The 22,285-nt window shown below is 40.6% G+C and carries 23 protein-coding genes; 14 read left to right on the top strand and 9 right to left on the bottom strand.

Going from position 1 to position 22,285, the window contains the following annotated elements; genetic code table 11:
- Position 1: 1 nt before the first annotated feature.
- Both FKG96_RS12620 and FKG96_RS27230 read right to left on the bottom strand, forming a co-directional pair.
- The gene (locus FKG96_RS12620) at positions 2-421 is read right to left on the bottom strand and encodes a hypothetical protein (RefSeq protein ID WP_149105637.1); all 420 of its coding nucleotides are present in this window, start codon (positions 419-421) and stop codon (positions 2-4) included.
- A 2-nt stretch (positions 422-423) separates the two neighbouring features.
- Positions 424-819, bottom strand: coding sequence for a zinc-finger-containing protein (locus tag FKG96_RS27230; protein ID WP_149105638.1), 396 nt, complete (start codon positions 817-819; stop codon positions 424-426).
- 601 nt (positions 820-1,420) lie between these two features.
- Here FKG96_RS27230 and thrS point away from each other — a divergent pair.
- From thrS to rplT, 4 genes are all read left to right on the top strand, one after another.
- Positions 1,421-3,346 carry a threonine--tRNA ligase gene (thrS, locus tag FKG96_RS12630; protein WP_130857327.1) on the top strand — a complete coding sequence of 642 codons (1,926 nt, stop codon included), beginning with the start codon at positions 1,421-1,423 and terminating at the stop codon, positions 3,344-3,346.
- A 14-nt stretch (positions 3,347-3,360) separates the two neighbouring features.
- Positions 3,361-3,930: a translation initiation factor IF-3 gene (infC, locus tag FKG96_RS12635; protein WP_013666230.1), complete on the top strand. Its 570-nt coding sequence runs from the start codon at positions 3,361-3,363 to the stop codon at positions 3,928-3,930.
- Between the two features lie 83 nt (positions 3,931-4,013).
- Positions 4,014-4,214, top strand: coding sequence for a 50S ribosomal protein L35 (gene rpmI, locus FKG96_RS12640; protein ID WP_013666231.1), 201 nt, complete (start codon positions 4,014-4,016; stop codon positions 4,212-4,214).
- Between the two features lie 102 nt (positions 4,215-4,316).
- The gene (gene rplT / locus FKG96_RS12645) at positions 4,317-4,661 is read left to right on the top strand and encodes a 50S ribosomal protein L20 (protein ID WP_130857328.1); all 345 of its coding nucleotides are present in this window, start codon (positions 4,317-4,319) and stop codon (positions 4,659-4,661) included.
- Between the two features lie 67 nt (positions 4,662-4,728).
- Here rplT and FKG96_RS12650 read toward each other — a convergent pair whose 3' ends face one another.
- The 7 genes from FKG96_RS12650 to FKG96_RS12680 form a co-directional block, all read right to left on the bottom strand.
- Complete coding sequence (locus FKG96_RS12650; protein WP_149105639.1) at positions 4,729-5,589, bottom strand: hydroxymethylglutaryl-CoA lyase; 861 nt, start codon at positions 5,587-5,589, stop codon at positions 4,729-4,731.
- Between the two features lie 77 nt (positions 5,590-5,666).
- Positions 5,667-5,987 (bottom strand): 2Fe-2S iron-sulfur cluster-binding protein, encoded by a 321-nt coding sequence (locus FKG96_RS12655; RefSeq protein WP_130857330.1) that lies wholly within the window; start codon positions 5,985-5,987, stop codon positions 5,667-5,669.
- A 172-nt stretch (positions 5,988-6,159) separates the two neighbouring features.
- Positions 6,160-7,164, bottom strand: a complete 1,005-nt coding sequence (locus FKG96_RS12660; RefSeq protein ID WP_149105640.1) for an NAD(P)/FAD-dependent oxidoreductase — start codon at positions 7,162-7,164, stop codon at positions 6,160-6,162.
- Positions 7,165-7,182: 18 nt separating this feature from the next.
- Entirely contained in the window at positions 7,183-7,599 is a 417-nt protein-coding gene (locus FKG96_RS12665; RefSeq protein WP_246860279.1) for a MarR family winged helix-turn-helix transcriptional regulator, read from the bottom strand.
- A gap of 175 nt (positions 7,600-7,774) precedes the next feature.
- Entirely contained in the window at positions 7,775-10,810 is a 3,036-nt protein-coding gene (gene secDF / locus FKG96_RS12670) for a protein translocase subunit SecDF (RefSeq protein ID WP_130857332.1), read from the bottom strand.
- 289 nt (positions 10,811-11,099) lie between these two features.
- Entirely contained in the window at positions 11,100-11,597 is a 498-nt protein-coding gene (locus FKG96_RS12675) for a dihydrofolate reductase (protein WP_130857333.1), read from the bottom strand.
- 11 nt (positions 11,598-11,608) lie between these two features.
- Positions 11,609-12,430 (bottom strand): thymidylate synthase, encoded by an 822-nt coding sequence (locus tag FKG96_RS12680; protein WP_013666239.1) that lies wholly within the window; start codon positions 12,428-12,430, stop codon positions 11,609-11,611.
- A gap of 377 nt (positions 12,431-12,807) precedes the next feature.
- Between FKG96_RS12680 and FKG96_RS12685 the strand changes: the two genes are divergently transcribed.
- From FKG96_RS12685 to FKG96_RS12730, 10 genes are all read left to right on the top strand, one after another.
- Complete coding sequence (locus tag FKG96_RS12685) at positions 12,808-14,412, top strand: hypothetical protein (RefSeq protein WP_130857334.1); 1,605 nt, start codon at positions 12,808-12,810, stop codon at positions 14,410-14,412.
- A gap of 33 nt (positions 14,413-14,445) precedes the next feature.
- Positions 14,446-15,234, top strand: a complete 789-nt coding sequence (locus FKG96_RS12690; protein ID WP_130857335.1) for a hypothetical protein — start codon at positions 14,446-14,448, stop codon at positions 15,232-15,234.
- A 29-nt stretch (positions 15,235-15,263) separates the two neighbouring features.
- Positions 15,264-16,208 carry a gliding motility-associated C-terminal domain-containing protein gene (locus FKG96_RS12695; protein WP_130857336.1) on the top strand — a complete coding sequence of 315 codons (945 nt, stop codon included), beginning with the start codon at positions 15,264-15,266 and terminating at the stop codon, positions 16,206-16,208.
- A 185-nt stretch (positions 16,209-16,393) separates the two neighbouring features.
- Positions 16,394-17,218, top strand: coding sequence for a 4-(cytidine 5'-diphospho)-2-C-methyl-D-erythritol kinase (ispE, locus tag FKG96_RS12700; protein WP_130857337.1), 825 nt, complete (start codon positions 16,394-16,396; stop codon positions 17,216-17,218).
- A gap of 144 nt (positions 17,219-17,362) precedes the next feature.
- Complete coding sequence (locus FKG96_RS12705) at positions 17,363-18,499, top strand: sugar phosphate isomerase/epimerase (protein ID WP_130857338.1); 1,137 nt, start codon at positions 17,363-17,365, stop codon at positions 18,497-18,499.
- A 57-nt stretch (positions 18,500-18,556) separates the two neighbouring features.
- On the top strand, positions 18,557-18,934 hold the full coding sequence (locus tag FKG96_RS12710) for a hypothetical protein (protein WP_130857339.1): 378 nt from the start codon (positions 18,557-18,559) through the stop codon (positions 18,932-18,934).
- 79 nt (positions 18,935-19,013) lie between these two features.
- Entirely contained in the window at positions 19,014-19,673 is a 660-nt protein-coding gene (locus tag FKG96_RS12715) for a heme exporter protein CcmB (RefSeq protein ID WP_013666246.1), read from the top strand.
- Positions 19,674-19,705: 32 nt separating this feature from the next.
- A complete protein-coding gene (gene ccsA, locus FKG96_RS12720; RefSeq protein WP_130857340.1) occupies positions 19,706-20,359 on the top strand; it encodes a cytochrome c biogenesis protein in 654 nt (217 codons plus the stop codon).
- Between the two features lie 167 nt (positions 20,360-20,526).
- On the top strand, positions 20,527-20,751 hold the full coding sequence (locus tag FKG96_RS12725; RefSeq protein WP_013666248.1) for a CcmD family protein: 225 nt from the start codon (positions 20,527-20,529) through the stop codon (positions 20,749-20,751).
- 49 nt (positions 20,752-20,800) lie between these two features.
- The gene (locus FKG96_RS12730) at positions 20,801-22,234 is read left to right on the top strand and encodes a Glu/Leu/Phe/Val dehydrogenase (protein ID WP_130857341.1); all 1,434 of its coding nucleotides are present in this window, start codon (positions 20,801-20,803) and stop codon (positions 22,232-22,234) included.
- Positions 22,235-22,285 lie beyond the last annotated feature (51 nt).

The raw sequence follows: 22,285 nt of genomic DNA on the forward strand, positions 1-22,285 counted from the left end.
GCTAATCGTCCTCCTCCATAAAATCCGATAATGAGGGATGTGATGGCCAGTTCGTAATCTTACCTGTTTGGTCTATTTCCATTTCGATGTAATCACCGTAGTGCCCAGGAACAAGTTTGTTTGGAACATAGTCGTTCTCGAGAGAAAGAACTGGTTCACCTTTATCATCTAGAAGAATGTAATACCCATCATCACAGACTTTGTAATGTACGTGGGCCGTTGTTCCGATTGGCCAGTCTTTAATAGTTGCGGAATAAAGGTCAATAACGGGGCACCAATAATCGCCTTCACGGAAGGGGATTAGGTTTCCATTGATATCTTCCTGTCCATTGACGGTACCGTCTTCCCAATACCTAACACCGGCTCTTATTTTTAAAGTAGTTACCTCGACCTCCTTATAAAATTTAATAGTGGCTTTCATGTTTAAATGCTTAAAAATTTTCGACTTAGTTCAATTACCCTATTGCACTGGGATAGATCCATCTTTCCGATGTAGCAATCAGACTTCGATAGCTTAAGCTTCGATGCAATCCAAGCATGAGCCATGCGTTTAGTCATGTGGCTTTCTTTCCAAAGAAGTTCGAAATAGTGTTTTGCTCCTCTTTTGGCTAGCCGTAATTCCTCGTTTGCAACACGGCCGAGTGACATTTTAGGATTCGTCGGCAAAACACCTACCCAAGCCTTACAAGGTCTGCAGGCGTAAACCATGCCGTAAGATTTACCATTGTAAAACTCAGCGCTATCTACGTATACTGTCGTAGCGTCACAGTATGGGCAAACTAGACCCTGATTTATCAATTGTTTCTTTATTTTATCCATGGCTGTGATCGTTAGGGTTGTCGGAAGAAACAAACTGTCTTTAATTCGTAATAGACCGTCTCCGAAGTCATGTAAGCACCCTCATTTTCCTGTTCAATAGGTCTGCTCGATATTGATGAAATCTTGTAGAGTTGCCCATTGTAGTCTATCAGTTGATTTTGATAGATCGGAACGTTGGAATGAATTGCGAAGGAATTAACTGATGAAATGAATCTATGGACCCGGGGATACTTGACCCTGTCCGAAAGATTGTGGACCTGTCTGGTCAACCGGTTATTGTAACCGGAAATGGATAATTTATTAGCTGCACCCATAATAAATAATGTTAATAAATAAAGCAAGTCAGGGTTCGTGCGGTGCAGACACTCCCCCCAACTTGCTTCCAATATTTTTCCCTATATTTGCTCTCCGATTTCTGCACCCTCGGATAACATGTAGCAAAGGTGCAACTTATTTCTACTTATCTATATTGATAAGTGTTGATTTTTTATAATCGGGGTCTATTTGAGAATAAATTCACAAATAGTTTACAATGAAAACAAATGCAACCTTGTAAGTTGCTGATATATAAATTGATAACAAACATAAATCATAGTTGTAGATGATTAAAATCACACTTCCTGATGGTTCCATTCGCGAGTACGAGAGGGGAATCACTTCTTTGCAAATTGCCCAATCAATTTCTGAGGGCTTAGCCCGTAACGTTTTAGCTGCCGAAGTTGACGGACAGGTATGGGATGCGACCAGACCTATTGAAAAAGATGCATCTGTAAGATTGCTGACTTGGAATGACAAAGACGGCAAATCGACATTTTGGCATTCTTCTGCCCACTTAATGGCAGAAGCGTTGGAGGCGCTATATCCCGGGACTAAATTTGGTATTGGACCAGCTATCGAAACCGGCTTTTATTACGATGTCGATTTTGGTGATCGGCCTTTTTCTTCGGACGATTTTAAAAAAATTGAGGATAAGATGTTGGAATTGGCACGTACGAAATCTGATTACGTGCGGCAGCAAGTATCCAAATCAGATGCGCTAGCGTATTTTACCGAAAAAGGCGATGAATATAAGTTGGATTTGATAAAGGATTTAGCGGACGGATCCATAACCTTTTATACCCAGGGCAATTTTACAGACCTCTGTAGAGGGCCACACATCCCAAATACAGGTTTTATAAAAGCCATCAAACTAACCAATGTGGCAGGAGCCTATTGGCGTGGTGATGAAAGCAGAAAACAGTTAACTAGGATTTACGGCGTTACTTTCCCTAAGGCAAGCGAATTAGCCGATTATCTTCATATGATTGAAGAAGCTAAGAAAAGGGACCACCGGAAATTGGGCAAAGAATTGGAATTGTTCGCGTTCTCAGAAAGAGTAGGCATGGGCTTACCTCTGTGGCTTCCCAAGGGAGCCGCATTGCGCCAGAAACTGGTTGACTTTCTGCAACGTGCACAAATGAAGGCAGGATATGAACCGGTTGTAACACCGCACATTGGTCATAAAAACCTGTATGTTACCTCTGGCCACTACGAAAAGTATGGAGCAGATTCTTTTCAGCCGATTCGTACACCGCAAGAAGGAGAGGAGTTTCTACTGAAACCCATGAACTGTCCGCACCATTGCGAGATTTACAAAACAAAACCCCGATCATACAAAGATCTTCCGGTACGTTTTGCTGAATTTGGTACCGTATATCGTTATGAGCAGAGCGGAGAATTACATGGGTTAACTCGTGTAAGAGGTTTTACGCAGGATGATGCGCACCTGTTTTGTCGTCCGGATCAAGTAAAAGACGAATTCAAAAAAGTTATTGATCTTGTCCTTTATGTATTCAAAGCTTTAGGCTTTGATGATTATACCGCACAGATATCACTAAGAGATCCTGAAAATAAGGGAAAATACATTGGCAGTGAAGAAAATTGGCTACTTGCTGAAGCGGCTATCGTAGAAGCTGCTGAAGAGAAAGGGCTTAAAACCGTGACCGAGTTAGGGGAAGCGGCCTTTTACGGCCCGAAATTGGATTTTATGGTCAAAGACGCATTGGGGCGTAAATGGCAACTTGGTACAATCCAGGTCGATTATAATTTGCCGGAACGGTTCGAGTTAGAATACACAGGCAGTGATAATCAGAAACATCGGCCGGTAATGATTCATCGCGCACCCTTTGGCTCGCTAGAACGTTTTGTCGCCGTTTTAATCGAGCATTGCGCCGGTGAGTTTCCGCTATGGCTTACCCCGGAACAGTTTATCATATTGCCTGTTTCTGAAAAATATGAAGAATATGCAAAAAAACTTTTGGAATCGTTAAATAATACCGATATTCGCGGGTTGATTGATTTACGAGACGAAAAAGTAGGCAGAAAGATACGGGATGCGGAAGTCAAGAAAATACCTTACATGCTCATCGTAGGCGAAAAAGAGGTTGAAAATGGCACGATTTCTGTTCGAAAACATGGCGAAGGCGATCTTGGTAGCATGACTATAGAAGCCTTTAGTAAGCAATTAATTGAAGAAATAACAGTTTAAATTAAGGAAAAAATTTGTCATTAGGAAAACCAGGAATGAGGGGGCCGCGTCCTCCTTTTAAAAAGAAAGAACCCGACCATAGAATTAATCAGCACATTAGAGCTGCGGAAGTACGCTTAGTTGGCGAAAATGTGGAGCAAGGGGTTTACCCGATTAAACAGGCTTTAGCCATAGCAGACGAGTTGGAGCTTGATTTGGTGGAGATTTCCCCAAATGCAAATCCTCCTGTATGTAAGGTTGTCGATTATAGTAAATTTGTTTACGAACAAAAGAAGAAGCTGAAGGAAATTAAGGCCAATGCTAAACAGACGGTCATTAAAGAAATCCGTTTCGGCCCGAATACGAATGAGCACGATTTCGAGTTCAAACTTAAGCATGCCATTAAGTTCTTGGAAGCTGGAGAAAAGGTACGCGCTTACGTACATTTTAAAGGTAGAGCTATTGTATATAAGGACCGTGGTGAAATTCTTTTGCTGAAATTTGCACAGGCTTTGGAGGAAATTGGCAAAGTGGAATTACTGCCTAAACTAGAGGGAAAGCGGATGTTTATCACTGTTGCCCCAAAAAATCCGAAAACAAAATAACCCCAAGGGTAGAGAGTCGCCGGGCTTTGCGCCGGGAGACCTATTAACAAGAGACTAATAGATAGATAATAACAGATAAGATTATGCCAAAAGTGAAAACCAATTCCAGCGCTAAGAAACGTTTTAGCCTGACTGGAACCGGTAAGATTAAGAGAAAACATGCATACAAAAGCCATATCTTAACCAAGATGAGCACTAAACGTAAACGTAATTTAACACGTTCCGGTTTAGTATCAGATGCAGATTTAGGCAATGTAAAACGTATGCTTGGGATCGGTAAATAGTAATTATTTTAACAAAATTTTTAACCGGGTATTGGGTTGTAAGTCTATTGACTGAATACTTAAGAAAACATAGCGCCTTATACCAAACTAAATTTATTTATTATGCCACGTTCGGTTAACGCAGTAGCTTCGAGAAGAAGAAGAAAGAAGATCCTTAAATTAGCAAAAGGCTATTATGGATCACGTAGCAAGGTGTATACCATTGCTAAAAATACGGTAGAAAAAGGTTTGCAATATGCTTATCGCGACCGTAAAACCAAAAAAAGAGAATTTAGAGCATTATGGATTCAACGTATCAATGCAGGTGCTCGTCAACATGGGATTTCTTATTCTCAGTTGATAGGTAAGTTAAGTGCTAAGAATATCGGTTTAAATCGTAAGGTTTTAGCGGATTTAGCGTTAAACAATCCTGATGCTTTCAAAGCAGTAGTTGATGCAGTTAAATAAATATTAACTTATCACAATCTATTAGTTAAAAGGAGGTCTTGACCTCCTTTTTTATTGATTTATTATTTCAATTACTACGACCGTGAAAGATTTGACTGCTATAGTGTTGAGCTTTTAAAAGTGCTGTTTGATCAACCTGGCTGTTGATATTTCGCTCTTGTAAAAAGGATAACAATACCTCCGTTGCAATATTTCCTGTCAATTTGTCACTTGCCATCGGACATCCACCATAACCTCCTATAGCCGTATCAAAACGTTGGCATCCACTATTATAAGCAGCCTGTATTTTCGCTAACATAGTTTGTGGCGTGCTATGTAAGTGAACTCCCAGATCAATATGAGGAAAATGCTTATTTAGATTTTGATAAAGCATGTGAATACTTTCCGGAGTGGACACACCAATAGTATCGGCAAGCATCAAATGTTTGACTCCCTTTTTTACTAATAACTCTGCATAAATAGTAACGATTTCGGGAGACCAAGGATCACCGTATGGATTGCCGAATGCCATTGATAAGTAAATCAATGGTTCTTTGCCAAACTCTTTACAGATCGTTATTATCTCTTCCACATTTGCGAGAGACTGTTGAATACTCGTGTTGGTGTTGCGTTGCTGAAAAGTTTCAGAAACAGAAAATGGAAAGCCAAGAAAGCTTATCTGAGAAAAGGCACTGGCTTCTTTGGCTCCTCTAACATTCGCAACAATGGCGAGTAATTTAGTGCTGCTATCTGAAAGGTTTAATTGTGATAAAACGGCCGCGGTGTCCTGTAGTTGAGGTATTGCTTTTGGAGAGACAAAGCTACCGAAATCCAGGCGGTCAAACCCTACTTTCAACAATAGATTTAAATAGGCGACTTTATCCGGTGTTGGGATAAATTCTTTAATTCCTTGCATCGCGTCCCGTGGACATTCGGTGATTTTGACCATAATTTAGCTCGTTTAGTTATACAAAAATACTAAACATATGTCGAGGTGAAGTTTTTGGGACTTATTTCAATGGATTCTTAGTCCAACGACCCCTTGATTTTTATGTGAAGGCCGTCCAATTGCTCATTTAATCGAATTTGGCAGGCTAGTCTACTGTTTTCATCAGCATCAGGAAGTGTATCCAACATATTCAATTCATCATCAGATGCTTCATGAAGTTGTTCCATTCCGGACAATACTTCTACGTGGCAGGTAGCACACAATGCCATACCTCCACAGGTGGCTAGTATATTGTATTCTGAGGCCTTTAGCACTTCCATTAGGCTCAAATTAATATCCTCGGGAATTTCTATAGTTTCCACCGAACCAGTTCTATCTTCTACAGTTATATGAATCATTGTTAATTGTTTGTTTTAGTTGTTTGTTATTCCCTATTGGTTATTGGTTATTGGTTATTGGTTATTAGTTATTAGTTATTAGTTATTAGTTATTAGTTATTAGTTGTTAGTTGTTGTTATTCGCTTTGTTTTTTTTGCTGTGGTACTATTTGAGTTAACCCATTAACCAAAACTAAAATGCGTGAATACCGTTGACCGTCGTATATTTAAAGCTCAACTTTTGATCAGGGTACACGTATTTGAAAGCACTTTGCGCCATTAAAGCAGCTTCATGATAACCGCATAGGATCAGTTTTAGTTTGCCCGGATACGTGTTAATATCGCCAATAGCATATATGCGTTCTATACTGGTAGAATAATCAGTCGTATTCACTTCTATGGCCGACCTATCGATTGCCAAGCCCCATTGAGCGATTGGTCCTAATTTTGGACTTAAACCAAAAAGTGGTATAAGTGCATCTGTTTCTAAAGAAATCTCTTCCTTTTGTTTGTTAATCATGGCAACTTTTGTTAAGTGGCCCCTTCCTTCTACCCGAATTAAATTGTGTGATAATAACAAGTTGATCTTACCACTGTTAGCAAGATTGAAAACCTTTTCCGCTGAATCGGGTGCACCTCTAAAACTTTCGCTCCGATGCACGAGCGTGACTTTTTCTGCAATTTCACTTAAAAATATAGTCCAATCCAAAGCTGAATCACCTCCGCCGGCAATAACAACCTTTCTATCTCTAAATTGCTCCGGATTTTTAATCATATAATAGATGCCTTTGCCTTCAAAGTCGGCCAAACCTTCTATTTCAGGTTTACGCGGTTCAAAAGAACCCAACCCTCCCGCAATTACTACCACTTGCGCATGGATGTTGGTCCCCTCATTGCCTTTGACCATATAGGAGCCATCGTGTTGTTTTTCAAGTGCTTCCACACGTTCTCCCAAAGTAAAACTTGGATGAAAAGGAGCGATTTGCTCCATCTGTTTATCGATAAGCTCTTGCGCATTGATGGCGGGATAACCGGGAATGTCGTAAATGGGTTTATGTGGATAAATTTCAGCCAGCTGTCCACCAACCTGAGGTAAGGCATCTATCAGGTGGCAACGCATTTTCAATAAACCTGCCTCAAAAACGGCAAACAAACCAACAGGTCCTGCACCTATTATACATATATCTGTAGTAATCATATCTGTTAATTTTAAGGGCTACTTGAGCTCTAAGTTATTATAAATGCTATTTAATATCCGCTCTAGCTGTCGAAAATCATCTTCGTTAAGGTTTTCCCATGCTTTAGTTCGTATTTCTTTAATTTGCGGCGATAATTCTTCCACTTTCGAAATCCCTTTATCTGTTAGATGCACGATAAAACTTCTTCTGTCATTTGGATGAACTTTACGTTCTGCCAGTTCCTTCTTTGCTAAGAGATCAACGATGCGGGTCAAAGTGGGTTGATCTTTACCACAACGTTCTGCTAATTCTTTCTGTGTCAGATCTGCATATTCATAGAGATTTTTTAAAACCATCCATTGATCTAAAGTTATATCGAAGCCTTTATTGCTGAACGTTGCCTGTGCATATTGCTTTACCCGGCGCGCTGTACGATCGAGTAAAAATGAATACATGTTGTATGGTTCTTTTTGCATAACAATATTTAGTGTGACAAATATATTGTGTTAAATTAAAAATTAAAAAGTAAAAAATCGAAAATGACGTAGGAGTGAGGGAGGTAGGGATGATAGCAAAAAAAGGGAGGTGTTTTTATTAAACACCTCCCTTTTTTTATAATACAGCTGGGGTTTATGCTTTCGCTGGCTTTAAGTTTCCTCGCTCTGTCGAAGCGATTTCTTTTGTGTTTTTTTCTTCACCGTCTCCCTGCAAGTCGGCAAAAATTGGTGCCGCTAAGAAGATAGAAGAATAGGTCCCAAAAATGATACCGATTAAAATAGCAAATGAGAAACCACGGATTACTTCACCACCGAACACAAAAAGTACTGCCAAAACAAATATTACCGTTAACGACGTAATGATGGTGCGGCTAAGCGTTTTATTAATTGCCGTATTAACGACATGTGACAATGGCTCATTTTTAGCTCGGTGCTCACGCAAGTATTCACGGATACGGTCGAACACGACCACTGTATCATTAATAGAATAAGCTAATACCGTTAATACAGCAGCGATAAAGTGCTGATCTAAATCGAGCGAGAACGGTAGGATTCCATCGAATATGGAAAATATACCAAGCAAGATAATCGCATCATGGGCTAATGATATAGCTGCGGATACACTATATTGCCACTTCCTGAACCGGATCAATATATACAATGCGATTACAATGATTGAAAAGATGACGGAATAAATTGCAGAAATTTTAATGTCATTGGCGATAGTAGGGCCAACCTTTTGTGAACTTACAATTTGGTAAGAGTTATTCTGCACTTTTGCAAGTCCTTCGTTCAACTTATCTAAAACTTGTTTGTCCGCTGCATCATCCGTTTGATCAATCAGATAAGGTGTGGTTACCCGTAATTGATTATCGCCACCGAAAGTTTTAACTTCACTGGTAACGCCAAATGTACCGTTTACATGATCCCGAACCTCTTCCAGATTTACCGCTTTTTCATATTTAACCGTATAAGTACGACCACCTGAGAAATCCACACCCAGGCTGAAACCCTTCGTGAAAACAGAGATTAAGCTGATAACGGTTAATGCAATTGATATAGCATAGAACTTCTTGCGATTCTTTACAAATCCGAAATTCGCATTCTTCATGGTATGATCACTCCATGGATAAGAAACAGAAATTTTCATATCCTTCTTGATCATCCATTCGAAAATGATACGCGTAATGAAGATGGCTGTAAATAAAGAAGTGATAATACCGATCAATAAAGTGGTCGCAAAGCCTAAGATTGGACCGGTTCCAAAGATATATAGAATAAGACCGACTAGGAAAGTAGTTATCTGTGAGTCTAAGATAGAAGGCATTGCGTGTTTATAACCATCGGAAATTGCCTGTCTAACGCCCTTACCTAATGCATACTCTTCACGGATACGCTCGTAGATAAGAACGTTCGCGTCTACGGCAGTTCCCATAGTCAATACGATACCTGCGATACCGGGAAGCGTTAGCACTGCCCCCAACGAGGCAAGGATTCCCATGATGAAAAATACGTTGAAGATTACGGCAATGTTAGCAACTAAGCCAGCGCGGTTGTAATAGAAAATCATAAAGATAAGTACTACTACTAAGCCGATAACAGACGAATTGATACCAGCATCAATTGCCGCTTGTCCTAAGGTAGGGCCAACAATAGCTTCTTCCACGATTTTAGCTGGGGCCGGTAAACGTCCTGCTTTCAAAACATTGGCTAAGTCCTGTGTGTCTTCGAAGGTGAAGTTTCCGGTAATGGAAGAAACACCATTAGGAATTTCATCCTGTACGGTAGGTGCCGAATAAACTGTATTGTCTAATACAATTGCGATTGCTTTTTTTGGATTTGCTGCGGCTGCTGCTGCACTGATTTTTCTCCACTCACGAGCGCCCTCGCTGTTCATCACCATTTCTACTTGCGGATTATTGGTGCGCTGATCAACATCGGCGCGTGCATCTGCAATCACGTTTCCGGTAAGTACCGGACCGGCATTAAGCCCCGTTGGTTTCACTGCAAAAAGCTGAAACATCTTCGTTTCTTTAGAAACGGGTTTCACACTCCACAATAATTTTACATTACCTGGTATAATCGCTTTTATTTCAGCACTATTAAAATAAGAATTAACCAAAGCGGTGTCTTTCTGTAACACATAGCCAATTACAGGTCCTTGACCCAACATTTGTTGCCCTTGTGGGCCCTGGCCGATATTTGGACTCAATACAGCGAATAAAGGGTTTTGGTTTTTCGCTTGCTCTAAAGCTACTGTACTGCTGTCTTTTTTGGTCGAATCGCTTCCTGCTGCCTTATTGCCGCCTAATGAAGCCAAACGACCCCCTGTAGTATCCTTCGCACTTGTGTCAGCCGCAGTCACCGAAGAAGTAGACTTAGTGTCTGCTTTTAATGTTGACGCCAATGTTCGGTTAATGTTCTCCAATAATGGGAAAATTTCGGAGTTGTCATAAGTTTCCCAGAATTCCAATTTCGCAGATCCTTGTAAAAGTTTACGTACGCGATCTTCATCGCTTACACCGGGGAGCTCGATTAAAATTCTATTCGTGCCTTGCTGCCTTTGAATATTAGGAGAAGTAACCCCAAACTTATCAATACGTGTACGTAAAATATTAAAAGAACGGTCAATTGCGCTACCGGACTCTTTTTGTAGGAAAGCCAAGATATCGCCGTCACTTGAATTGGAGGTGATGTTATTAACGGCATTGTCTTTATTAGCAAAAAAAGTAGCTAATTTTCCATTTGGATTTAACTTTTTAAACTCTTCTCCAAATAAGCTGACAAAGTCTTTTTGACTGTCTTTGCTCCGAGCTTCGGCGTTGTCCAAAGCCTTTTTAAAATTCTCGTCTTTTGGATTGTCCGCTAAATTACTGATCAATTCCTTCAGAGAGATTTCCATTGTAACATTCATCCCGCCCTTTAAATCCAATCCCAATGCCAATTCACGCTCTTTGCAGTATTGGTAAGAGAACTTGGCAAAACCGAGGTTATATACATCTACGGTAGCCATTGAATCTAAATAAGCCCGTTCCTTTACGGGGTCACCTTTTGCATAAGCAACTGCGTCGCGCTCAACCTTGTGGGTTACAAAAGTAAATGAAAGTGAATACAGGCACGCAATCGATATCAGTATTACAAAAAAGTTAATTAGGCCTTTACCTTGCATCTTTGTTTAGTGTTGTAATTTATGTAATAATTGTTGTATACATTCCCATCTGTTAACCCCGATCCTCATTGACTGATGAAAGACCGGTAAACACCTTTTTAATATGCTATTCTTTTTTGCATATAATAAGGCAATTTATCTAAGTTTTCTTAAGAACGGCAAAGCTATGAAATTTTTAAATAAACAAAGGGTTTATTGCGAGAAAATTGTTCGCTGCTTAACTCTTAGCATTTAGCTATTAGGAGTTAGGGAAAAAGGGCGGTAATCTCTTCTTGAAAGAGGGCTAAAACTAGTTTTTGACTTTAGAATATAGATAAAAACTGTAATCGTACGGATTCTTTTCATCACTTTCATGATGTTCGACTTCCTCCAATTGCCATTCTTCATCATTTATTTCAGGAAAAAAAGTGTCCGCGTCTTGAAAATCGTGATTAATCCGAGTAAGGTAAATCCTATCGGTTAGCGACATCGCCTGCTCATATATTTGAGCTCCACCTACGATGAATATCTCTTCCTTTTCATGTTCGCATGCAGCCAAGGCTTCTTCAAGTGAGTTTACTACTTCGATATTGTCAGCCTGGAAGTTTGCTTGACGAGTAATAACAATATTACGGCGCTTGGGAAGGGCTTCCCCGACAGATTCGAAGGTTTTTCTTCCCATGATGACGGTATGGCCCGACGTAGTTTTACGGAAAAACTTTAAATCAGCGGGCATGTGCCAAAGAAGCTCATTATTTTTTCCGATTGCGTTATTTTTTGATGCTGCAACAATAATGGATGTAATCATGGTTCAATTGGTTAAACCGCCACTTCTGCCTTAATATGCGGATGGGGGTCATAATCTACTAATGTAAAATCTTCATACCTAAAGTCAAAGATACTTTTTATCTCAGGATTAATCTTCAACTTGGGTAGACTTTTAGGGGTACGGGTTAATTGTAGTGTTGCTTGCTCTAGGTGGTTACTATAAAGGTGTGCGTCACCTAAAGTATGTATAAAGTCGGCCGCTTCCATATCACAAACTTGTGCTACCATCATAGTCAATAAGGCATAGGAGGCGATATTAAAAGGTACGCCCAAAAATATATCTGCGCTGCGTTGATAAAGCTGACAGGATAACTGTGCTTTGGTTTGACCCTTTTCCTTATTAGGTGGAGCAACATAGAATTGAAAAAATGCATGGCAAGGAGGCAATGCCATTTTTTCAATTTCTGCAACATTCCAGGCTGAAACAATGATTCGACGCGAATCGGGGTTATTTTTCAGTTGATGAATAACTTGCGCAATTTGATCAATATGCTTGCCGTCAGGAGTAGGCCAAGAGCGCCATTGTGAGCCGTACACCGGGCCGAGGTTGCCATTTTCATCTGCCCATTCATCCCAGATGCTCACTTTATTTTCTTTCAAATAGGAAATATTAGTCTCGCCTTTCAAAAACCAAATCAGCTCATGAATAATGGACCGAAGATGAAGTTTTTTGGTGGTAACCAAAGGAAAGCCTTCTTGCAGATTGAAACGCATTTGATAACCAAATACACTTCGTGTTCCCGTTCCGGTACGGTCCTGTTTATCGACACCATGCTCATATACATGGCGCATTAAATCGAGATATTGCTGCATTGTTTTATATGAAATGTTATGGCGGTAAAGATAGGGATTTTTTGTTTCAATTAGCTATTGGCTGTCAGCTTTCAGCAATCGGCCAGTGTGCCATTGTTGCTTAAGGCTTTAGGCTATAAGGAATAAGCTTTAAGCTTGCCTCCCTAACCCACTGCCTAGAACTCCGCTCAGTGTGCCCCTGCTGCTGTCACTGCCACTATTTCCCTATTTAACTATTTCCCTACTCAACTATTCAGCTAAATCACAAATCCTGCACAAACTGAACGACCTAAGTGAAAAGTCTTTTTACGTCTTTTGTCACACGTAGGAGACATTGCCTTAAAGAAACTTAAACCCATTTTTAGAATTTTCAACTTAAACAAACGCCTATAGCCCACATGTACTCAATCCTTTTCCGTTCCTCGATTTTTAAAGCACTTGCTTTGTGTTTACTCTTGTTATTTGGAGTAAGAGGGGAGGGGTATGGGCAAAGGGTGTATGCGGATGCTCAAAGGAATGGAACTACTGGAACGGTTGGAAGCGGATCCGTCACAAATCCTACATTTTCGATTGATGCAAGTAACTTGTCAAATTTCACACGATTGTCGGCTTCGTCAGCAGTACTTGCTTCTGGTGGAGCTTGGCAACAATTGATTTTTGATAGGACGTTTGCAGGGAACACGACTATTTATATTAAACTTAACGTAGCGAGCTCATTATTAGGAGGAAGTGTTACTCTTAAAACTTACAGTGGAAGTACAGCAAACACTGATGGAAATGAAGTTGCGTCATCATCAAATTCTTTTACTGCTATTGACGGAACGACTTATTTGGCGGTTACTGGAAATATATCGTTTAACGCTGTTCGCGTTACCTTGAGCGCACCTGCACTTCTTGGGTCCAGCACCGCAGATATTTACTATGCGTTTTATGAACCTGTTAATAAACGTTGCGCTGATGTTTTGGGTGTTTCAGTAGGAGGTACTGGAATTTCTTTAGGGGGAGGGGTAAGCAACCCACTTAACGCAGTTGACAACAACTTAACAACATATTCTTCATTGACTGGAGGGCTCTTGGGGCTGGGTTATACAATTACACAAACTGCCTACTTTTCGAATTTATCAAACCCAGGGGATGCCGCGACCATCACATTCTCTCTTCCATCCTCCCTTTTACAATTGAGTCTTTTTAACAATGTAACAATTAATCTATATAGCGGAAACACACTTGTCAATACAGGAACGATTGGTAGTCTGTTGTCGCTAGATCTTTTGGGGTTGCTTCGTTCCGGACAGCGATATACAGTGTCTTTATCGTCAACTCCTGTTTTCGATAGAATTGAAATCGCTGTTGCAACCGGCGTATCTTTACTTACAGATTTTCGGATTCATGAAATCCAACGCACTCCTGCAAAACCAACTGTACCGATTGCTTATCCGCAGGCGCAGGCTGTATGTTATGGGCAGACAGCGACTTTAACTGCTGCGCCAACAAGCTCAGGTAGTGTTTTAAGGTGGTATAACCAAGTAAATGATGGTACATTATTACAAGAAGGTAGTCCGTATATTACGCCTCCAATAACGGTTGCAGAAGGCGATACAGCCTTTTTTTATGTAGCTGCCGCCTGGAATAGTGCTTGTCCTGCAGAATCAGAGCGGGTAAAGGTTGCCGTAGTAGCTAATTCCTTGCCAAGCATTACATTATCTCCCCTAGCCAGCATGTGTCAAGGCGAGACTAGTGTGTCTATAGCCTATACTACCACCACTAATAGTCCAACAAGTTATAGTATCACTTGGACTGATTCGCCGACAGATTTTATCAATGTGGTTAATCAAATGCTGACACCCAATAGTATCAATTTGAGCATTCCTGGAAGCGCAGCTATTGGAACGTATTCGGGTATACTGAAAGTAAAAAGCGCTAACGGATGTGTAAGTTCAGAAATAAGTTTCTCTGTTGAAATACACCCTAAACCATCACCACCACATATAACAGCAAACTAAATAAACATCAAATAAAATTAAATAAATAGAGTTATGAAAAAAGCGAATTTTTTTGCAAAGTTAAGCGTCATCGTAGGCCTTATCTGTGGATTACCATTATTATCTATTGCAGACGTTAACATTTATATCTGTAGCACAGCGTCTGCAACGTTGAACTACGTCGGTGGCCATACGTTGGTGGCGGGCGACCGTGTCATATGGCAGGAATTTGATGGAGCCGATAATCCTATTGGAGCTGGCCCTGTTGAATTGACTTACACGTCTTCACTGACCGATGTTGCTTTGACTTTGAGTGCAGCAAGTGATATTACGACTTTGGGATCGCACTTTTATAAGGCATACGTGCTATCTGCTAACCCTGCAAACTGTAGTGGTGATCTTTCTGATGAAGTCGAAATTTATAGATTACCTGATTTGATTCTAGATTTAACACCTTTAATTTCTTCATATTGTGCTGAAGCTTCGGGTACCACAGCAGAATCAGTCATTACAGCCTCGACAACCACCCAAGAGAGTCACGTGTTACCTACTGATGTATTATTAGCTTATAATTGGAGCGCCACCAAAGACGGCATTGCCGTCACTCCTATTAGTAGTATAGGCACCGCCCAAACTAATAATACAGGGGGACTGTCCTTAACAAATACCTTTACCATGAACGCCACTGGAGTTGGCGAATATTCTTTCTCGGCTACGGTAGCCTATCCAAGTCAATCAGCAAGTGGAATCACTATTAAGGGGGGGTGTTCTGCCAATTCTAACACACCGGCTGTAGTTACGGTAACTCCGAAACCAGGTAAACCGACTATTACAGTGGATTAGTTGGGGATCTTAATAAGGTACTTTTTTGCATGAAGAAAGCATTTCTCATATTGCTGTTATTTGTCGACCTAGCCTTTAACAGTCATGGGCAAAGCCGGCCTACCGCGCACTTGGTGCAAGGTGGGTCGGTAACGCTCCATGCACATGCCGAAGGCGCTCTAAGCTTTCTTTGGTTTAAGGACAATGAGCCGATCAATGGATTTTATGAGGAAAAATTAGTCGTTCAGGAAGCGGGTATTTATACGGTTATTGCACTTAATGGTGGTTGTGAGTCGGAAATATCCGATGCTGTGGAAGTGATTATTGAACCCCATGGACCGGATAAACAGGTCGATATGCAGATCGCTAAATCGGCATCTCGTTCCGTTGCTTTATTAGGATCTACCATTGATTATCAATTGGTGATTGTTAATAAGGGGCCGCATACAGCGACGGATCTAAGCGTGCGGGATATACTGCCTCCTTCACTGGAATTTAATGAAATCCTTGGTCCTTACAGCGGAGCTGTTTCCTATTCGCCTTCGACGCACGAACTAACCTGGAAACCGGATAGTTTATCCTCAGGGAAAAGTGCAGAACTTCGTATCCGTACGCAAACGAAACGGGAAGGGACGGTGGAAAATTATGCGGAAGTGGAGGCCACACAACCGGATCCCGATATCGGTAATAATGCAGCTACTGCTTCAACTAATGTGGTGGCACTTCGTATACCGAACGCTTTCTCTCCAAATGGAGACGGTCTGAATGATGTGTTCGAAATTACCGGTTTGGAGCTCTTCGAAGAAAATGAGCTTTTTATTTTTAACCGCTGGGGTGCCGAAGTTTATCAAATGAAAAATTACCGTAATACCTGGAATGGTGGAACGCTGAATGAAGGTACCTATTATTATGTCCTCCGCATCAAAATGGAAACCGGTAAAATGGAAACCTTTAAGGGCTATGTTACCCTTATTAAACAACGACGTTTTTTTTAGTGTATTTGTTAGGTAGTTAAGTCGTTGAATAGTTGACGGTAAATTAATTAGCCAATGTTATAATTAGCCAATGTGGTAATGGTTGGGGCCTATGCGAGCTTAAAGCTTATAGCCTACTGCTTATAGCCTATGGCCTACAGCTAATAAAATTTGCAATCCCCCTTTTTTATTGTTAATTCTGTGGCATGATTACATTTGCAAATGCCAAGATAAATATAGGTTTGCAGGTGCTGGACAGAAGACCTGATGGCTACCACAATTTGGAAACTGTTTTTTATCCTGTTAAACTATTTGATATTCTAGAAATAGTGCCTTCCTCCTCATTGAAATTGGAGGTTTCGGGTATCGGTATACCTAATAACGATGAGGATAATCTTTGTATTCGTGCCTATAGAGCACTTGCTGTGGATTTTGATTTAGAACCTGTTTGTATCTATTTACACAAACAAATACCCATTGGAGCTGGTTTAGGGGGAGGCTCAGCGGATGCCGCTTTCTTGATTAAATTGCTGTCCCGGTATTTTCGACTGAATTTAAGTATCGAACAGATGGAGTCCTATGCCAGCGCATTGGGTGCCGATTGTAGCTTTTTTATCAGAAATAAGCCTGTTTTTGCGACTGGGATTGGCGATGTGTTTACCGAAATATCAATTGATTTATCAGCATACAAACTTGTTTTGGTTAAGCCTCCTATTCACGTTTCTACAGGAGAAGCCTATGGAAGTGTACGCTCCTCAAGGGAAAGTAAAAACCTTCGTGAACGAATTACATTGCCAGTCGAACAATGGAAAGAGCACCTTTTCAATGATTTTGAAACGGGAATCTTTCATCGATACCCGGAAATAAGAGGGATAAAATCCATGCTATACGAAAGAGGCGCGATATACGCTGCCATGAGCGGATCGGGTTCCACTGTTTATGGTCTTTTTAGAGAGGAGCTTGATCTAAAGGAATTGAAAGCTTGGTGTGAAGTGTATTGGATGGATGGTGGTGAGCGGAGGAGTAGTTGAGTCGTGAAGTAGTTAAGTTGTTGAGTCGTGTTTTGTTGGGTTGGAAAATCACTACTAACAGGTTCACTTTTCACAAAATAAAATCGATCGCCAGCCGACTAGCGACAATTTGTATAAAATATTTAATTTTAATAATATATCAAGATGAACAATTTAAATAACCCGATATGGTTGATGAGCTCTGCTTTTGACAAGCTCGGTATAGATGAACTCATTGAAAAAGCAGTGACCGTTGGTGCACAGGGAATCGACCTATGCGTATTCAGAAAAGATGGCACTCGAAAGGACCACACAGCCACGCACCTTGAATACGAGACCTTTGATTTAGACGCAGCAAAGAATCTCATCGATAAATTCAATGCGGCAGGTCTACAACTTTCACTGGGTGCTTTTGAAAATATGATTGGCGGCGATCCTACAGAGCGGGTAAAGAACCAGAATCACCTATTAAAGTTGATCCGGATAGCCTATTTACTAGGTGGAAATGCCAACAATGTTAAAGTGGGAACATTTGTTGGCTATAACCATGAATTAGGAGTGCAGAAAAATGGTTTCCAAAAAAATCTTGACGAATATAAACGCGTTTTTGAACCAATTGTTCGTTATGCAGAAAGCCTAGGTGTAACAATTTTATATGAAAATTGCCCGATGGAAGGATGGCGTTCGGCAGCCTATACCTCCACTTACAATAATTTACCGGGGGTATTAGCGGCTCGTAAATTAATGTATACCTTAATCCCGAGTAAAGCGCACGGCGAAATTTACGACCCTTCTCATGATATTTGGCAACATACCGACCCGGTTGATGTTATTGCAGCGAGCGATATTACGCGTATTCACAGAATACATGTAAAGACAACTAGAAACCTCTTAACGAAAGGGCGGATCGAATGGGGCGGCATGTATCCTATGCACCAGGTGGAGGCTTCTTTGGCAACCAGAGCGGGAGTATCACAGCCGGTAAGTGATTGGGATCGCCATCATTACGAAGCGATGCTTCCAGGTTTTGGCGGTACAGACCATATGGATTGGCGGGCATTTGTTGATATATTACGCGAAAAGGGCTTCGAGGGACCTTTCGAAATTGAAAATGAAGCAAAGAATTCCAAAGATACCGGTAATCTCGCTGCCACCATACAGGGATACGAAGCGGCTATCCGTTTCCTGAGTCCCATGTTATGGAACTTAGGTAATAAAGGATACCAGTTTCAAAGCGGGGAGCCTTTACATGAACCAACTGCTCAAAAGGATATACCGGTTAAAACAATAAACGATTTGTAGGCACTTCAAACTTTTTTTTTATCAAGTTGTTGTTGGGATATGACTATGAAAGAAGAAATGAAAGAAAAAAAAGGAAGCAAAACAGCTAAGTTCGTTGCTTTTGCATTAGCAGGATTAGCTGCCGGAGCGGCAGTTTACTATTTGTTTGGGACAACGGAAGGTCGTAAAACGCTAAACAAGGCCGTAGATGGCGTAAATGGATTAAGTAAAACATTGAAAGCCCAGGCTGAAGAAGGTTTGCATCGGGCTTCCCACCTGGCAAATCGCGCAAAGGAAGAATATCAACGAGTATTAACAATGGCGGACGACGCTCGACATGATGCGATGGAGAAAGCTGATAAGTATAAAGAAGAGGCGAAGAAATTAACAAAGAAGGGCTTAAAATATGCCGAGGGATTGAGTCACGAAGCTCGGTCGAAAGTGGATAAAGCATAATAGTTGTGAGTTGAGCGATGAGCTTTTTAAGATTCGCTAACAACTAATAACTGACAACTAAATAGTATCTTTGCCCGAAATGAATCTATTCAGGCAAGTAAATGTACTTCTGCAAAAGGAAATCAGATTAGAATGGCGATCTAAATACGCACTAAATGGTATCCTGCTTTATGTGGTTTCGACTGTATTTGTTTGTTATCAGGCGTTTAAATCAGTTCATCCGGTTATCTGGAATGCACTTTTTTGGATCATATTACTTTTTACAGCTATCAATGCTATAGCTAAAAGTTTTACCCAAGAAAGCAAAGGAAGGCACCTCTACTATTATACTTTGGTAAGTGCTCAAGCGGTGATTTTATCAAAAATCATTTATAATATGCTATTAATGCTACTGCTAGCAGCGGTAGCATTTTTTTCTTATAGTACCATATTTAAAAATGAAATAGGAGATCCCACCCTTTATTTCATTACGATTTTGATCGGAAGTATCAGTTTCGGTACCACGCTTACCATGGTTTCGGGTATAAGCGCAAAAGCAGGAAGTAACGGTACGTTGATGGCTATTCTTAGTTTTCCTGTTTTAATTCCCGTTATTATTGTGTTGATTAAATTGTCGAAAAATGCCATGGATGGCTTGGAAAGAAGTGTCAGCTATGATGAGATTGGGGTGCTATTGGCTATAAACTTAATCGTCATTACGGTATCTTTATTGTTATTTCCTTACATTTGGAAAGACTAAACAACGCTTGTATTCAAATATATATATTCAACATGAAGGCTTATTGGTGGAAAATTTTAGGAGCAGTACTTGTATTTTACTCGGTTCTTGCTGGTTTTTTGATTCCGGTGCCTAAGCTGCCCATTCTCCACGAAACGATCCGTAATACTTATTTTCATATTCCAATGTGGTTTGCGATGATATTACTCTATCTCATCTCGGTTATCTACAGTATTAAATACCTCTCATCCGGAAAGGTTAAGCATGACCTGTTAGCCGTTGAAAGCGTGAATGTGGGAATTGTGTTTTGCGGATTTGGCTTGATCACCGGTATGTTTTGGGCAAATGTTACTTGGGGCGAACCCTGGCCGAATGATCCAAAATTAAATGGAAGCGCAATAGCGACCTTAATGTACCTGGCCTACCTGGTGTTGAGAAATGCATTAGATGAGGAACAGAAGCGCGCAAAGATTTCGGCGATTTACAATATTTTCGCCTTTCCTGTTATGATCGTGTTGCTTTTTATCCTTCCACGTCTTACCGATTCATTACATCCGGGGAATGGGGGGAACCCCGCCTTTAGTAATTTAGATATGGATGGTACGATGCGTGCGGTTTTCTACCCCGCTGTTTTGGGCTGGATGCTTATTGGTCTATGGATTACCTCGTTAAGGTATCGTTACCGTTTAATTGAACACGAGGCGTAATACAAATGAGCTTTTCTTGATGAAACATGACAAAATTCTGATGTATTGTGCTCGACGAGAAGGTTTTTTATGTTTTATGGACGCCGGTAAAAAGCGTTTAAAAGTATACGGAATATAGGATTTTGATATTTTTATTTAAAATAAAATAATAATTTGTATTAAAAGATATGAAGAAGCTAATTCTTTTGTTTCTATTAGGGTTGACATCCTTTTTTCATAGTTTTGCACAGTCGTCAAACGACGTAGAGATGGCTGATGTTATGCGGAGCTCGGGCAAGATTTATGTAGTGGTTGCGGTGGTTTGTGTGATATTTTTCGGATTTATTATATATCTCTTCACGATTGATCGTAAAATTAGCCGATTGGAAAATAAGAAAAATAAAATAGGCTAGCACGTTTAGGTGCTTCTTAAGGGAGAAACCAATTATTAATTATTACATTATGGCTACAAGTAAGTCACAGGGAGAGTTTAGTTTCTTTAACGATGTTTGCGAATTCTTTGATCATGCCGCTCAATTTACCAACCATGATAGAGGCTTGTTGGATCAGATTAAAGCCTGTAACAGTGTTTATCGTTTCCGCTTTCCGATCCGTAGAGCGAATGGTAAATTGGAAGTTATTGATGCCTGGCGCGTAGAACATTCTCATCATAAATCTCCTACCAAAGGAGGGATTCGTTACAGTGATATGGTGAACGAAGATGAAGTGATGGCGCTCGCGGCGTTAATGACTTATAAATGCGCAATTGTTAACGTGCCTTTTGGAGGAGCGAAAGGGGGAATTTGCATCAATCCGAGAGACTATTCGGTACCCGAGTTAGAAACAATCACCAGGCGATACACGGTAGAATTAGTAAAGAAGAATTTTATCGGACCTGCTATTGATGTACCGGCACCGGATTATGGTACCGGCGAACGTGAAATGAGCTGGATTGCCGATACTTATTTAACCATGAATCCCGGGCAGCTGGACGCACTGGGAAGTGTTACCGGTAAACCTCTTTCCCTGAGCGGTATTGACGGTAGAAAAGCGGCAACCGGTAGAGGTGTTGCCATTGCGATTCGGGAATGTGTGGATGTAGCGGAGGATATGAAGGCGCTGGGTTTAACGCCGGGCATAGCCGGTAAACGAGTTATTGTGCAGGGACTTGGTAATGTAGGATATAACACAGCGAAGGTGTTGGAGGAGTACGGTGCTATTATTGTTGGAATATGTGAGTACGACGGTGCCTTGTATAATGAAGATGGATTGGACGTTGACGCCATATTAGAGCATAGAAGGAATACCGGTACAGTTTTGGGCTACAAAAAAGCGAAGAAGGAGTTTGCTAATCCAAGCGAAGGTCTTGAACAAGCTTGTGACATATTAGTGCCGGCTGCTTTAGAAAAGCAGATTACCGAAGATAACATCGGCAAAATTAAAGCAAAAATAATTGCTGAAGGGGCTAATGGCCCTACCACGCCTAAAGCGGAAGAAATATTTACAAAAAACGGTGGCATTATTATTCCCGATATGTACTGCAATGCAGGGGGAGTGACCGTTTCCTACTTTGAATGGTTGAAGAACCTTTCGCATGTTGCTTTTGGACGTATGGATAAACGTTATGAAGAAACCGCTAATAGAAATATTGTAAATATGGTAGAGGCTGTTACAGGCGTTACACTAACAGCGGATCAACGAAGTGTGATTGTAAAAGGTGCATCTGAGCTGGAGTTGGTAAACTCAGGTCTTGAAGATACCATGATCCGGTCATACCATGAAATAAGAAGAATACGAAATGCGAACAATAAAATTGATACTTTACGGACAGCTGCTTTTGTAAGTTCGATTGATAAAATCGCTACCTCGTACCTTAATATGGGAATTTGGCCGTAGAAAGTAAAAATTAAAAAGTAAAAAAAGCTATCGGATATTGAATTCGATAGC

It is taken from the genome of Olivibacter sp. LS-1, from assembly GCF_008245145.1.
GTDB classification, from domain to species: domain Bacteria; phylum Bacteroidota; class Bacteroidia; order Sphingobacteriales; family Sphingobacteriaceae; genus Olivibacter; species Olivibacter oleidegradans.

What these genes read in the sequence shown, in the direction of transcription:
- FKG96_RS12620 (WP_149105637.1), bottom strand. Translation starts at nt 421, where the DNA reads ATGAAAGCCACTATTAAATTTTATAAGGAGGTCGAGGTAACTACTTTA.
- FKG96_RS27230 (WP_149105638.1), bottom strand. Translation starts at nt 819, where the DNA reads ATGGATAAAATAAAGAAACAATTGATAAATCAGGGTCTAGTTTGCCCA.
- thrS (WP_130857327.1), top strand. Translation starts at nt 1,421, where the DNA reads ATGATTAAAATCACACTTCCTGATGGTTCCATTCGCGAGTACGAGAGG.
- rpmI (WP_013666231.1), top strand. Translation starts at nt 4,014, where the DNA reads ATGCCAAAAGTGAAAACCAATTCCAGCGCTAAGAAACGTTTTAGCCTG.
- rplT (WP_130857328.1), top strand. Translation starts at nt 4,317, where the DNA reads ATGCCACGTTCGGTTAACGCAGTAGCTTCGAGAAGAAGAAGAAAGAAG.
- FKG96_RS12650 (WP_149105639.1), bottom strand. Translation starts at nt 5,589, where the DNA reads ATGGTCAAAATCACCGAATGTCCACGGGACGCGATGCAAGGAATTAAA.
- FKG96_RS12655 (WP_130857330.1), bottom strand. Translation starts at nt 5,987, where the DNA reads ATGATTCATATAACTGTAGAAGATAGAACTGGTTCGGTGGAAACTATA.
- FKG96_RS12660 (WP_149105640.1), bottom strand. Translation starts at nt 7,164, where the DNA reads ATGATTACTACAGATATATGTATAATAGGTGCAGGACCTGTTGGTTTG.
- FKG96_RS12665 (WP_246860279.1), bottom strand. Translation starts at nt 7,599, where the DNA reads ATGTATTCATTTTTACTCGATCGTACAGCGCGCCGGGTAAAGCAATAT.
- secDF (WP_130857332.1), bottom strand. Translation starts at nt 10,810, where the DNA reads ATGCAAGGTAAAGGCCTAATTAACTTTTTTGTAATACTGATATCGATT.
- FKG96_RS12675 (WP_130857333.1), bottom strand. Translation starts at nt 11,597, where the DNA reads ATGATTACATCCATTATTGTTGCAGCATCAAAAAATAACGCAATCGGA.
- FKG96_RS12680 (WP_013666239.1), bottom strand. Translation starts at nt 12,430, where the DNA reads ATGCAGCAATATCTCGATTTAATGCGCCATGTATATGAGCATGGTGTC.
- FKG96_RS12685 (WP_130857334.1), top strand. Translation starts at nt 12,808, where the DNA reads ATGTACTCAATCCTTTTCCGTTCCTCGATTTTTAAAGCACTTGCTTTG.
- FKG96_RS12690 (WP_130857335.1), top strand. Translation starts at nt 14,446, where the DNA reads ATGAAAAAAGCGAATTTTTTTGCAAAGTTAAGCGTCATCGTAGGCCTT.
- FKG96_RS12695 (WP_130857336.1), top strand. Translation starts at nt 15,264, where the DNA reads ATGAAGAAAGCATTTCTCATATTGCTGTTATTTGTCGACCTAGCCTTT.
- ispE (WP_130857337.1), top strand. Translation starts at nt 16,394, where the DNA reads ATGATTACATTTGCAAATGCCAAGATAAATATAGGTTTGCAGGTGCTG.
- FKG96_RS12705 (WP_130857338.1), top strand. Translation starts at nt 17,363, where the DNA reads ATGAACAATTTAAATAACCCGATATGGTTGATGAGCTCTGCTTTTGAC.
- FKG96_RS12710 (WP_130857339.1), top strand. Translation starts at nt 18,557, where the DNA reads ATGAAAGAAAAAAAAGGAAGCAAAACAGCTAAGTTCGTTGCTTTTGCA.
- FKG96_RS12715 (WP_013666246.1), top strand. Translation starts at nt 19,014, where the DNA reads ATGAATCTATTCAGGCAAGTAAATGTACTTCTGCAAAAGGAAATCAGA.
- ccsA (WP_130857340.1), top strand. Translation starts at nt 19,706, where the DNA reads ATGAAGGCTTATTGGTGGAAAATTTTAGGAGCAGTACTTGTATTTTAC.
- FKG96_RS12725 (WP_013666248.1), top strand. Translation starts at nt 20,527, where the DNA reads ATGAAGAAGCTAATTCTTTTGTTTCTATTAGGGTTGACATCCTTTTTT.
- FKG96_RS12730 (WP_130857341.1), top strand. Translation starts at nt 20,801, where the DNA reads ATGGCTACAAGTAAGTCACAGGGAGAGTTTAGTTTCTTTAACGATGTT.